At 46.7% G+C, this 13,328-nt stretch carries 13 protein-coding genes; all 13 read left to right on the top strand.

What is annotated here, in order from left to right; translation table 11 throughout:
* Positions 1-5: 5 nt before the first annotated feature.
* The 13 genes from dinG (at position 6) to yjjX (ending at position 13,033) form a co-directional block, all read left to right on the top strand.
* Positions 6-2,129: an ATP-dependent DNA helicase DinG gene (dinG, locus tag JQX58_RS03740; RefSeq protein WP_204145474.1), complete on the top strand. Its 2,124-nt coding sequence runs from the start codon at positions 6-8 to the stop codon at positions 2,127-2,129.
* Positions 2,130-2,215: 86 nt separating this feature from the next.
* Positions 2,216-3,634: a DEAD/DEAH box helicase gene (locus JQX58_RS03745; protein WP_239090131.1), complete on the top strand. Its 1,419-nt coding sequence runs from the start codon at positions 2,216-2,218 to the stop codon at positions 3,632-3,634.
* A 7-nt stretch (positions 3,635-3,641) separates the two neighbouring features.
* Entirely contained in the window at positions 3,642-5,060 is a 1,419-nt protein-coding gene (locus JQX58_RS03750) for a protein adenylyltransferase SelO (protein ID WP_204145475.1), read from the top strand.
* 19 nt (positions 5,061-5,079) lie between these two features.
* Positions 5,080-6,108: an NAD(P)H-dependent glycerol-3-phosphate dehydrogenase gene (locus JQX58_RS03755; protein ID WP_204145476.1), complete on the top strand. Its 1,029-nt coding sequence runs from the start codon at positions 5,080-5,082 to the stop codon at positions 6,106-6,108.
* Complete coding sequence (locus JQX58_RS03760) at positions 6,105-6,386, top strand: DUF4389 domain-containing protein (RefSeq protein ID WP_204145477.1); 282 nt, start codon at positions 6,105-6,107, stop codon at positions 6,384-6,386. The genes JQX58_RS03755 and JQX58_RS03760 overlap by 4 nt, the downstream gene beginning before the upstream one ends.
* The gene (gene sixA / locus JQX58_RS03765) at positions 6,376-6,849 is read left to right on the top strand and encodes a phosphohistidine phosphatase SixA (protein ID WP_204145478.1); all 474 of its coding nucleotides are present in this window, start codon (positions 6,376-6,378) and stop codon (positions 6,847-6,849) included. Before JQX58_RS03760 ends, sixA begins: the two co-directional genes overlap by 11 nt.
* 30 nt (positions 6,850-6,879) lie before the next feature.
* Positions 6,880-7,740 (top strand): alpha/beta fold hydrolase, encoded by an 861-nt coding sequence (locus JQX58_RS03770; protein WP_204145479.1) that lies wholly within the window; start codon positions 6,880-6,882, stop codon positions 7,738-7,740.
* Positions 7,741-7,768: 28 nt separating this feature from the next.
* Positions 7,769-8,566, top strand: a complete 798-nt coding sequence (locus JQX58_RS03775) for a DUF4892 domain-containing protein (protein WP_204145480.1) — start codon at positions 7,769-7,771, stop codon at positions 8,564-8,566.
* Positions 8,567-8,575: 9 nt separating this feature from the next.
* On the top strand, positions 8,576-9,526 hold the full coding sequence (locus JQX58_RS03780) for a patatin-like phospholipase family protein (protein WP_204145481.1): 951 nt from the start codon (positions 8,576-8,578) through the stop codon (positions 9,524-9,526).
* A gap of 73 nt (positions 9,527-9,599) precedes the next feature.
* Positions 9,600-10,349, top strand: coding sequence for a hypothetical protein (locus JQX58_RS03785; protein ID WP_204145482.1), 750 nt, complete (start codon positions 9,600-9,602; stop codon positions 10,347-10,349).
* Between the two features lie 54 nt (positions 10,350-10,403).
* Positions 10,404-11,312 (top strand): 50S ribosomal protein L3 N(5)-glutamine methyltransferase, encoded by a 909-nt coding sequence (gene prmB, locus JQX58_RS03790; RefSeq protein ID WP_204145483.1) that lies wholly within the window; start codon positions 10,404-10,406, stop codon positions 11,310-11,312.
* Between the two features lie 8 nt (positions 11,313-11,320).
* Positions 11,321-12,421 (top strand): chorismate synthase, encoded by a 1,101-nt coding sequence (aroC, locus tag JQX58_RS03795; RefSeq protein ID WP_204145484.1) that lies wholly within the window; start codon positions 11,321-11,323, stop codon positions 12,419-12,421.
* Positions 12,422-12,478: 57 nt separating this feature from the next.
* Positions 12,479-13,033: an inosine/xanthosine triphosphatase gene (gene yjjX, locus JQX58_RS03800; RefSeq protein ID WP_204145485.1), complete on the top strand. Its 555-nt coding sequence runs from the start codon at positions 12,479-12,481 to the stop codon at positions 13,031-13,033.
* The last annotated feature ends 295 nt before the right edge of the window (positions 13,034-13,328 follow it).

Here is a 13,328-nt window from a genome sequence, read left to right on the forward strand (position 1 = left end):
ATTAAATGCTTTCAGACACGATAAAAACACAAATTCAAACCGCCTACCGTGCTTACCTTGAGGCTAAAGGTCATAAAGCACGAGTAGGGCAACGGCATATGATCGCCACCATTGCGCGTACCTTGGGCAATATTAAACAAGGCAGTGAGGGCGAGCGCTTAGGCGAAAAGCATGTGGCGGTTGTCGAGGCGGGGACCGGTACAGGTAAGACCTTGTCCTATTGTTTGTCAGCGATTCCGATCGCTAAAGACAAAGGTGTCAAGCTGGTGATTTCAACCGCCACAGTCGCCCTGCAAGAACAGATACTACATAAAGAGCTGCCGAGCCTGTTGGAAAAAACCGATTACAGCTTTCGCTATACCTTGGCCAAAGGTCGTGGTCGCTACATGTGTATGAACAACCTAGAGAGCTTTCTTGGGGCGGAAGAAGAAGCCACTGAAGATATGTTCGCCGGTTTGTTTGAGCAACATTTGACGCCCGATGATGTCAACACCGCACTCTACCAAGAGATGGATGACGCGTTGCGTGATGGCAAATGGGACGGTGATAAAGATAATTGGGAAGGCATTATTCGCGAGCAAGACTGGCGACGCCTGACCACCGACCATCAGCAATGTACCAACCGTAACTGTGCCAACTTTTCTGTGTGCCCATTCTTTAAGGCCCGTGCTGAGCTGGAAACAGCTGATGTGATCGTTGCCAACCACGATTTAGTGTTAGCGGATTTATCGTTGGGTGGCGGAGCGATCCTATCAGACCCCAAAGAAACGATTTATGTGTTTGATGAAGGGCATCATCTGCCCGATAAAGCCATTGGTCACTTCCGTCACGAAGTGCGTCTGCAACAGAGTATTAGCTGGCTCAAGCAGCTTGATAAAAACTTGATCAATTTGCGCCAAGAGCTGACGAGTGAAGTCAGTACCACTGGGCAAATTTTGTTAAAAATTCCGCAGCAAATTCAAAGTACAATTAACTTTATCCAATATGTACAGCAGGGTTTAGCCCCTTTTATTCAGGGCTTAGGGCTTGATGATGACAGTCGCCAACATCGTTTTGAGTTTGGTGTCATACCGGATGAATTACGACAGCTGGCGTACAGTTTGGCGATGTCATATCAAAAACTGTTTACCCAGGTCGAGACCATCCAAGATGAATGTAAAAAGGTCAAGCAGAACGAAGGCATGGGCATTTCTGAGGATACGGCTGAAAACTGGCTCCCGATTTTAGGGGTTATACTTGGCCGACTCGAGGCTTGCGCCGAGCTTTGGAAGCTTTACTCAGCCCTTGATGATCAAAAATACCCACCTAATGCTCGCTGGCTGCTAGTGATCGGCCAAGGGCTCGAGCAAGATATCGAGTTGGGTAGCTCACCGATTCTTGCCGCCCATACTTTGCGCATGCAACTTTGGGATAAGTGTTTTGGTGCGGTCGTGACCTCGGCAACCTTAACGGCGTTGAATGAATTCCATCGTTTCAATATGCGTTCAGGGGTGCCTCGTGAAAGTGAATATCTACGCGTCATGAGCCCGTTTGATTTTGCCAATAAAGGCACCTTGGTGCTACCGGCGATGGAGGCGGAGCCTAATCAGTCCGATGCTCACAGCAAAGAGTTGATTCGCTATTTCAATGACAAGATCGATCCAACTCTAGGGTCTTTGGTGTTATTTTCGTCTCGCCGTCAGATGGAAGAGGTGGCATTAGGGCTAAAAGATGGCCTCAAAGATATCTTGTTAATGCAGGGTGAGCAATCGAAACGAATTATTCTAGATAGCCATAAAGATGCCATTGATAATGATAAGGGCAGCTTATTATTTGGTCTGGCGAGTTTTGCGGAAGGGGTGGATTTACCAGGCAAATACCTGACACGAGTATATATCGCCAAAATTCCATTTGCGGTACCTGATGATCCAGTCGAGGCGACACTTGCAGAATGGATCCAAAAGCGTGGTGGCAATCCGTTTATGGAGATCACCATTCCAGATGCATCGCTGCGCCTAGTGCAGGCAACTGGACGTTTGCTGCGCAGTGAAAACGATGAAGGTGAGATCCACATATTAGATAAGCGGCTTAAAACTAAGCGCTACGGTGCACAATTGATAAACAGTTTGCCCCCATATCGGCAGATTTAAAACTTAAACGTGATAAAACTGAGCCATTTAGGTACACTCGGTGTCCAGTTTCAAACACTCAATCAAAAGAGATTAAAGACTCCCTCATGGAAAAACAGCAAGAAGCCGAGCGCCCATCATCGAAAGGGCCAAAACGTCAGCGTAGACCTCGCCGTAAACACAATAAGAGCAGCGCTAATGCAAATGCTGCCAATGCCAATCAGGCACCTGTGAAAGACGCGGACGAGCAGGGGCAAACAAAAGCTCCCGCTACTGAAAAAGCCAAGCCTGCTGCAAACAAAGCGAATAAAGCTGAGAAGAAGGGTGGAGATGCTTGGTCTATTAAGCAGTTTAAGGTTGCTGAAGTAGAAGGTAAGGTGCGTTTTCACGACCTAAACCTTCCTGATCGTGTGATGAAATCTATCCAAGAAATGGGTTTTGAGTACTGCAGTGAAATTCAGGCGGCTACCTTGCCTGCTACGTTGCAGGGTTACGACCTAATTGGCCAAGCACAAACTGGCACCGGTAAAACGGCGGCGTTTTTGATTGCCATGGTCAGTGACTTCTTAGATTACCCAGCAGACGAGCAGCGCGCGAATAACTTCCCGCGTGGATTGGTGATTGCGCCGACACGTGAACTTGCGCTGCAAATTGCTGATGAAGCCGACAAACTAACCAAAAACACCAACTTAAATGTTGTGTCTTTGGTCGGTGGTATGAACTATGACAAGCAGCGCTCACAGCTTGAAACAGAACATGTCGATATTGTCGTAGCCACTCCAGGACGATTGCTGGATTTCGCGCGCAATAAAAAAGTGATGCTGAACAAAGTTGAAGCCTTGGTGTTAGACGAGGCCGATCGAATGCTGTCGATGGGCTTTATTCCGGATGTGAAAAGCATCATCCGCATGACGCCACACAAAGAGCGTCGTCAGACTATGCTGTTCAGTGCGACTTTCCCTAAAGACATTCAAGCGTTAGCCAACCAATGGACATACTTCCCTAAAGAAGTGTCTGTGGTGCCAAAAGAGACCACTAATAAAAACATCGATCAGGTGATTTATACGGTAGAAGCTGGGCAAAAATGGCCGATCTTGAAGCATCTGATTAACGAGCATGATGCGCAACGTACCATCATCTTCGCTAACCGTCGTGACGAAACTCGAGATCTTTACGAAAAGCTAAAGGGCGCTAACATTAACTGTGCCATTTTGTCCGGTGAAGTATCGCAAGATAAGCGTGTTAAGACCTTAGCGAAATTCAAAGATGGCAGCGTACAAGTGCTTGTGGCAACCGATGTTGCTGGTCGTGGTATTCATGTCGACAACATTGATTTGGTCGTAAACTATACCTTACCTGAAGACCCTGAAGACTATGTGCACCGCATTGGTCGCACAGGTCGAGGCGGTGAGAAAGGTAAATCCATTAGTTTTGCGACCGAAGATGATTCGTTTATGGTGCCAGAAATCGAGGCCACCATTGGTACATCTATCCGCTGCGAGTACATCAGCGAGCAATATTTATAGAGGATGCATGCAACTACACCATAATTACGCCACATTAGGGTACGAATTTTTTGCGCATACGCAGATTCAGCCCTTGTTAAAGCAACGATTGGTGCAAGTGAATCAACCTCTAGCCGATGACTTAAATATCGACCTGACCGACGATTTAACACTCAAGCAGCTGAGTGGTGAGGTCAGTGTCGATGATTCGTTAAGCATGGTGTATGCCGGCCACCAATTTGGTGGCTTCACGCCGCGCCTAGGCGATGGTCGCGGCGTGTTGCTCGGTGAAGTGTACGACCAGCAACAGCGTTTACACGATATTCATATTAAAGGTGCAGGGCAAACCCCCTTTAGCCGTCAAGGCGACGGTCGCGCGGTTTTGCGCTCTAGTATCCGCGAATATCTAGCCAGCGAATATATGCATGGCTTGGGTATCCCCACTTCACGAGCGCTGGCTTTGTATACCAGTGAGCAGGCGGTATATCGTGAGCGACCAGAGACCGGAGCTTTATTGGTTCGAACCGCTCGCACTCACATCCGCTTTGGGCATTTTGAATACTTCTTCGCGCACAAGAAGTTTGCTGAACTGCAGCAACTGATTGATTACAGCCTTGATACTTACTTCGCCCATCTTAAATCCCACGAGCAGCCCATCAAAGCCATGCTAATCGAAATTGTGGAACGCACTGCGAGGCTGATCGCGCAATGGCAATCGGTGGGATTTCAACACGGCGTCATGAACACGGATAATTTTTCCATCCTTGGCGAAACCATTGATTATGGCCCGTACGGTTTTATGGAAGATTTCAACGACACCTGGGTCTGCAATCATTCTGATTATGAAGGTCGTTATGCGTTTCATCGCCAACCAGGCATTGGCCTATGGAATTTGAACTGTCTAATGCATGCGTTTTCTAATCATCTAAGTCGTGATGAGCTGATTGAGGTGTTGAAGCATTACGAGCCATGTTTACAGCAGCATTATAATGAGTTGATGGCCGCCAAACTTGGTATTCAAGACGCTGCACAAGCAGAGGCATTGTTAGAACCTCTTTACAGTTTGATGCGTCGTGAGAAACTGGATTTTACGCTATTTTTCAGATTGTTGAGCAAACACGACGAAAATAAGCAGGAAACCCTATTGGATGAAGTCGTAGATAGAAAAGCACTGGCGGACTGGCTTAATTATTATTGGTCCATTCGAAACGACGGAAGAGATCAAGCCACCGTTAAGACGCAGGTGCTACGCACGAATCCAAAATTTGTACTTAGAAACTATTTAGCTCATCAAGCTATTGAATCGGCTGAGTCTGGCAACTATATACCTCTTAAAGAGTTATTAAATGTGTTAGAAAGCCCATTTGATGAGCACCCAGAGAGTGAATCATTGGCGCAGCGAGCTCCTGATTGGGGTCGTGATCTAGCTGTCAGTTGTTCTTCCTAGATATAAGGCCGAAAGAGAAATGGATAAGCAATCAGTTTGTGTACTTGGTGGTGGTAGTTTTGGTACAGCGCTGGCCAACATTATGGCCAATAACGGGCACCAAGTTAGCCAATGGATGCGTAATGAGGAGCAGGTTGAAGAAATCAACTTAACAGGCCTCAATAGCCGTTATTTGCCTAATGCGCCTTTGCATCAAGAGCTGTTGGCAACCAATAATCTTGAAGCAGCGATTCGTGCTAGTGACACCATTTTTGTGTCGATTCCATCAAAATCTTTTGAGCAAGTCGTTGAGCGTATTCGTCCACTGCTGACACCAGAAAAAGTGCTGATCAGTACCACCAAGGGCTTTAACCCCAATCGTTTTGAGTTGATGAGCGACATTCTGCGACGCAACGGTGTAACGGAACGAATTGGTGTACTCAGCGGTCCAAACCTTGCTAAAGAAATAGCGGCAGGGCAATTAACCGGTTCGGTGATCGCCAGTGATGATGACGATTTGCGGGCAACCGTTATTGAGCTGCTTAAGTCGCGTACCTTTCGCGTCTATGAAAACAAAGACAGTGCTGGGGTCGAGCTGGCCGGAGCACTGAAGAACATCTACGCTATTGTGTGTGGCCTTGCCAAAGCGATGAAAGTGGGTGAGAACACAATGGCAATGATCATGACTCGAAGCTTGGCTGAGATGAGTCGCTTTGCTGTGCACTTTGGTGCCAATCCAATGACCTTTTTGGGATTGGCCGGCATGGGTGACTTGATCGCTACATGTTCTTCACCTCTTAGTCGTAACTACCGAGTTGGTTTTGCGATCGGTTCTGGTGAAGATTTAGAAAAAGCAGTCGGGTCGATTGGTGAAGTTGCAGAAGGTGTGAATACTCTGCGAATGGTGGTTGAAGAAGCCAATAAGCATGGTCTTTATATGCCTCTTGCAACGGGCCTTTACAAACTGATTTTTGACAAAGCGAGCTTGGAATCTCTGATTGGAAGCCTGATGACAGGTGAACAAAAGTGGGATGTAGAGTTTGCAACTGCTGGAGTAAAAGAAGTATGAATAAACCTGGATACGCAAATCAAGACTTTTGGATCAGAATGCTGTTTATGTTGATCTATTGGGGCTTGCTTAACATCGCACTGACTGTATTTGGCTTTTTGGTCATCATCGGCGCCGCGGTTCGTTTAGTATGCACATGCGACGTGCCGACCCTTGACACTTGGCTAACGTCTGTTGGTGGTTTCATCAAGCAAACGATTTCTTTCTTGGCATTCAATACTGAGGAAAAACCATTTCCATTCCAATCTTGGCCTCAAGGCAACAAGCGTGAAGACTAAGCGTCTTTACGTATTGCGTCATGGTAATGCACAGCCTTTTGGCTATGAACATGACTCTGAGCGAGCGCTAACGGAGCAGGGTTTTGACGAAGTACGAAGCACTGCTGAAAAGTTTGCCGAGCTTGGTGAGGACTTTGACGCAATTTTTGTGAGCCCGTTTTTACGGGCTCAACAAACCGCCGATGAATTTCTTAAGGTGCTGGGCTCTCAAATGGCCCCGCAGACACTTGATCAAATTACCCCAAGTGGTAAAGAGCTAGACGTTGCTCTTTGGTTGAACGAACAACCTTACGAATCCATTCTTTTAGTGACACATCAACCTTTCGCCTATCAATTGGTCGATTTGCTGGCGGACGAGCCGCTGCCTGCGCGCTTCCAAATGATGACGGCAACCCTTGCTGCTCTCGAAGGGGAACTTTATGCCACGGCTTGCTGTCAATTTAGATGGTCGATAGAACCTTAGTTTTGACCCCATTGACCATAGTGAGTAACCATGCCACAAGAAACGACTTATTGTTTAGGTCACACTAAGCTTGCGGCGCTCCAGTGGCTCAGTGGTAAAGACGATGCGCAACCAATTTTGCTACTGCATGGCTGGCTTGATAATGCTGCCAGCTTCTGCCATCTCGCGCCCAATTTCAAAGAGTATGATGTCACCGCTTTAGACTTAGCGGGGCATGGTAGGTCGCAGCATCGCCCGCCGGGCAGTTTTTACCATATGTGGGACTACGCGTTAGATGTTATCAGTCTGTTGCAGCAGTCACAGCAGCCAGTGTGGTTGATGGGTCATAGCATGGGCGGAGGTGTGGCAATGTTGGTGGCGGCGTTAGCGCCTGAAAAGGTCCGCGGCTTAATCGTTTTAGACAGCCTTGGCCCAGCGACCGCTCAGCCTCATGAGCGGGTTAAAACGATGCGTCGAGCGATACAGAAAATGCTTAAGCAACGCGCTGCTAGAAGTGCTCAGTATACGACTCAAGCGGCTCTTATTGAGGCACGCATGCAGGGTTTTACCAAATTGAGTTATGCGGCGGCCAAGCCATTGGTAGAGCGCGGTGCCGATTGCGTTGGGGGCGAGTGGTCTTGGCGAGCCGATCAAAAGCTGAGCTATCCATCTCCCTTTCGTATGGACGATGCCGCCGTAACAGCCTATATCGATGAGATCCAATGCCCGACCTTATTGCTGTTAGCCAAGCAAGGGATCTTTCAAAATGCGTTGCAAGAGGTCCAACAATCGGTCGCTGCATTCAAAGGCTTAACGCTTGAATGGTTACCTGGCAATCATCATTTTCATCTAGAGCCAGACACATCTTTACAGGTTGCACAGGAAATTAGGCAATTTATCGACCAAAATTAAAATAATCACAGGCTAAGGAGTGTTGCTCATGTATAAATCCTTCGGGGCTGTTCTGTCATCCTTATTCATTATGACTTCAGGCGCTTATGCTGCAGCAACTGAAGTGCCAACCTTTCGCGGCGCTCAAATTATCAAGAGTGAGCCTGTCGAGAATGCCTACATTGAAGTGCCGCTATCGAAAATTTATCGCTCCGGTCGTGGCTGGGAACCTGAACAGGTTGAGCTAATCGAAGGTACCAGTTATCAAACGCTTTACAAAATCGGCCGTAATGTTCCTTTGGATGCGGTGAATACCTTCTATCGCGACGCAGTAATGAACATTAACGATAATCAAATTTTGTTTGAGTGCCAAAGCCGTGCCTGTGGCAGTTCAAATGCTTGGGCCAATAATTTTTTCAACGATTATCTGCTTTACGGGGCCGACGCCAATCAATCATTGTTGGTCACAAAGGATGCCAGCAACCACTATTGGGTACTATATATTAATCGTCGCGGGGCGGGTGATGTCATGGTGCGCCTAGATGAAGTGGTTCCCGCAGGTAATGATAGCAATATCGATATCTTAGCTCAGTTAAGTGCGACGGATATTCCACGCATCCGACGTGCCTTGAATGATTTTGGCGAGCTGACTTCTGTAGTGGGATTCGTGACGAGTGAGGCAGGTGATGTGAATGCTGTTGCCACGGGTGATCGCTATATTGAAGCGATTCGTGCGGGCTTAAATCCAGCCGAGCGTGAGTCAATTCGCTTCATAAATCTTGCCAATATGGGTGATCCGGCTTATGGTTCTCATCGGGTTATTTTTGTCCGAATCGAGAAACAATGAGATAGTCACATGGCTCAAAAAACAGTCTCTCTGGTGCTAGGGAGTGGTGCCGCACGCGGTCATGCGCACATCGGTGTTATTAATGCAGTATTAGAAAAAGGCTACAAAATAGTCTCCGTCTCCGGGTGTTCTATCGGGGCGATCATTGGCGGCATTTATTTAAGTGGCAAACTGAAAGAGTATCAGCAGTGGGCTGAAGCACTGGATAAGTTTCATGTACTTAAGCTTTTAGATATGGCCGTGCTAATGGGCGGTTATATCCGTGGTGATCGTTATTTTCAGGTGATTGAAGCGCTAATGGGCGATCAAAAAATTGAAACGCTACCCCTACCTTTTACCGCGGTAGGCGTGGATATTTTAAGCCAAAAAGAATTCTGGTTTCAAAAAGGCAGCTTACTGCAAGCCATGCGAGCGTCATCAGCGGTACCGTCAATTGTCGCCCCAGTCGAAATCGATGGTCGAGTCTACGTCGATGGTGGTGTGCTAAATCCTTTACCAATTATCCCTACCGTGTCTGCAGGGGCTGACTACATTATTGCTGTTGACCTAAACGGCCCCGCAGAAAACCTGCCGGAAAATAATTTTATCGTGCAACAGAAAGAAGTCGAATGGTGGCAAAATCTAAAAGGTTTCTTTGCCCGTGATAAAGACTCTGATGAGCCTGCGGAAGTGGAAGACAAAACATCACTTGAGCCAGTTAAGCGTTATGACCCACAAAGTTGGGGCCGAGTTCAAACCATCAACATGATGTTTGAAACCATGCAAGAATCGCTGACTCAATACAAAATTGCAGGCTACCCACCTGATCTTTTGATTTCTATCCCCAAGGATGCCTGTACTTTTTATGAGTTCTGGCGATCAAAAGAGCTGATCGATCTTGGTTATAAAGTAGCGATAGATGCGCTAGAAAATCTAGAGCAGCCAGCTAGAAGTTATTTTTCTTTCCCAAGTGGGCATTGATAAAGTGCTTAATAGAAATAAATAACGTAAAATATTTATTTATTATTTTAAATAAACTCACGAGCGTTAACCCATGGCAAGAAAAGCAAACATCTCAAAAGAAGAAATCATTGATGCCTGTTGGCAATTGATCGAGCAGAATACGTTTCCAAACATTCCTCGGTTAAGTGCGTATTTTCAGCAACTGGATGGGCGCGCTTGTTCTAATACGACCTTGCTAAATGGTATCAATGACTGGGAAGAGCGCTATCGTGAGCAACAAGAAAGTGAGCTTGCTGATCTTAAAGATAATTTAGCGCCGAGTTTTAAGCGTTTTGAGCGAGATGTGGTTCAAGCGTTAACCCAAGTGCTGGATGAAAAAGTTCAAGCGCACGAAGACTCACTCGCGCTTAGACAACAAGCTTTGGAAGGGCGCTCGGATGCAATGAGTGAAGTCTATGCCCAAGTTAGTGACGACTTGGAAAGAGTACAGTTTGAACTAAGCGAGCGTGACCAAGAAAAGCAACAGCTCGCTCAAGACTATCAAATCATGAGCGAACGCTACGAGCATGCCTTGGCACGTAATCGTGTGCTGGAAACACAGCTTGAGCAAAATCAAAGAACCCTTCAAGAGCGCGATGCCCAATACAATCAGGCACAAGTGGATTTGGCCAAACAGGATAAACAGATTTTGATGCTGCAAGAAGCACTAAATCAAGCTCAGCAACAAGTGGAGCGTCTGTCAGAACAACAAAACGACAACCAACAGCAAATGCTAGCCCGAGCTATTATAGATTTGCAGGAAATCGCCCAATCCCTTCCTAAGAACCAGGCCGATTCATAGAGTCCGCTGGTAATTCTCGTTATAATGAGCGACTTTCCAATAAGATAGAGTGTCATGAGTAAACATCAATCCGCTTTAAGAGATTTGCAGAGTATCCAAGACTTCATTCGCTGGACTTACTCGCGTTTTCGCAAATCCGATATTTTCTACGGTCATGGCACCGACAATGCCTGGGACGAAGCGGTTCAGTTGGTCTTGGGCGCATTAGCCTTACCACTGGATTTTCCTGTCGAGCACTTAAGTAGCCGCTTGGCTAACGATGAAAAGAAACGCATTTTGAAATATGTGGATCGTCGCATTAAAGATCGTGAGCCATTGCCGTATATACTTGGTGAAGCGTGGTTTATGGGTTTACCTTTCAAGGTTACTAAAGATACCTTGATTCCACGTTCGCCGATCATGGCTTTGTTAGAAAATGAGTTTCAACCTTGGTTACAACAGTATCCAGTTAATATTTTGGACATGTGTACCGGTAGTGGTTGTTTGGGGATTGCTGCGGCCTTAACATTTGAAGATGCGCAGGTTGATATTACTGACATCAGTGATGCCGCTTTGGACGTCGCCCAAGAAAATATCGCCATGCATGACGTTGAGGATCGTGTGACCGCGATCCACTCTGATATGTTTAACGGCTTAGCAGGCAAACAATACGATCTGATTATTTGCAATCCGCCTTATGTGGATGCTGATGACTATCAGACGGCACCGGCTGAATTTCATAATGAGCCACAATTAGCACTGACATCTGGCGATGACGGCTTAGATTTCACCCGTGCATTTCTGGCACAAGCGGCCAACCATCTACACGATAATGGTATCGTCGTGTACGAAGTAGGGAATTCAGAAATTGCGCTTCAAGAAGCGTACCCAGACACGCCTTTTATGTGGGTTGAACTTGAGAACGGTGGCAACGGCGTTTTCGTACTCACAAAAGACGAATTAAAGCACTTAACACAAGAGTAAACACAACAATGGCTGGCAATACATTTGGTAGTTTATTTACAGTCACCACATTTGGTGAAAGCCACGGTTTAGCACTGGGCGCGATCGTTGATGGTTGCCCACCAGGGCTTGAATTAACAGAAGCGGACTTGCAGCGTGATCTAGACCTGCGTAAGCCTGGTACGTCTAAACACACGACTCAGCGTCGTGAAGCTGATGAGGTGGAAATTCTTTCCGGCGTATTTGAAGGCAAGACAACAGGCACGCCAATTGGTTTGTTGATCCGCAACACCGATCAACGCTCAAAAGACTATGGCAATATCAAAGATACGTTCCGTCCAGCGCACGCTGATTATGTCTACGACCAGAAGTTTGGCTTCCGTGATTATCGCGGTGGCGGTCGTTCTTCAGCGCGTGAAACGGCCATGCGTGTGGCCGCTGGTGCGATTGCTAAAAAGTGGCTAAAGCAACGCTACGGAATTGAAATTCAGGGCTTTTTGTCACAATTAGGGCCAATCAAGCTTGAAACCAAAGATTTGAGCCAAGTCTATGACAATGCCTTTTTTAGCCCTGATCCAGATGCGATTCCAGAGCTTGAAGAGTACATGACCAATCTACGTCGTGAAGGCGACTCGGTGGGTGCTAAGATTACAGTGGTGGCAAAAAACGTCATGCCTGGTCTTGGTGAGCCAGTCTTTGATCGCCTTGATGCGGATATTGCCAAAGCCATGATGGGTATTAACGCAGTCAAGGGTGTGGAGATTGGTGATGGCTTTGATGTGATCGAACAAAAGGGCAGTCAGCACCGTGATGAGATGACACCAGCAGGCTTCTTGAGTAATCATGCTGGTGGCGTCGTGGGTGGTTTATCTTCAGGCCAAGATATCGTCGTACACATGGCATTAAAACCAACATCAAGTATCACTGTACCTGGCAAGAGTATTGATCGCCAGGGCAACGAGATTGATGTGATTACAAAAGGGCGTCATGATCCTTGTGTGGGCATTCGTGCGACACCGATCGCAGAAGCTATGCTGGCATTGACTCTGATCGATCATTTGCTGCGTCACCGTGGCCAAAATGCCGATGTGGAGTGTCCAACACCGATCATCAAAGGCCTAGCTGAGTAAGCTAAATCTTTATAAAAGCCGCTATCTAGCGGCTTTTTTCGTTTAAAAGGAGGCAAAATGTCAGAAACAGTTATTCGTATACAGGTCGGTTCAAACAATCCCGTCAAGCACGGTGCAGCCATTAAAGCCTTTAGTAAAGCTTTTCCAGATCGAGCCATTCATTGTGAACAAAGTCACGCGCCGTCAGGTGTAGCGGAGCAACCAATGAGCGAAGACGAAACAAAACTTGGCTCACAGAATCGCGCCAGTCATTGTGCGCAGCAAGATAAAAAACAAGCGTTTGATTATTACGTAGCGATGGAAGGTGGCGTACATTTATTTGCTGAAGGGCCAGCGACGTTTGCCTTTGTAACGATCCGCGACAGTCAAGGCAAGATGATCACGGGACGAAGTGCCAATTTACCGATACCCATGAGTGTGTACCAGCGTCTAGAAGATGGCGAGGAATTAGCACATGTGATGGATGATTTATTTAATGATCATAATATTCGCCAAAAAGGCGGCGCAATTGGTGTATTCACCAACCATTTAGAAACGCGTGAGTCTGTGTATATGCAGGCGTTGATCTTAGCGTTATCGCCATTCATGCACGCAGAGCTGTTTGAATCGTAGCGCAAAACGAATGTCGTGTTAGAAACTTAAGCCGCAGATAAAAGGCGGCTTACTAACACAGCGTTGAAACTAAGCTCACAATAACTGATATCGCGAAATGTGAATAAAGATCACCAAGATGCTCAAAGCCAGACGACGCAAGGCTTTAGCAACACAGAAAGAGGTCTGATATTTCCGATAAATGTTATTATCGGAAATAGTGAAATATTCAGAATTAGCCCCGTTTTGAGTGTTTTTATCTAACTTCAACGTTGTCTATCGTCGATCGTTTTATCTGGCTGTGTTTGTGACTGCA

This window comes from Marinomonas ostreistagni (genome assembly GCF_016888445.1).
GTDB classification, from domain to species: domain Bacteria; phylum Pseudomonadota; class Gammaproteobacteria; order Pseudomonadales; family Marinomonadaceae; genus Marinomonas; species Marinomonas ostreistagni.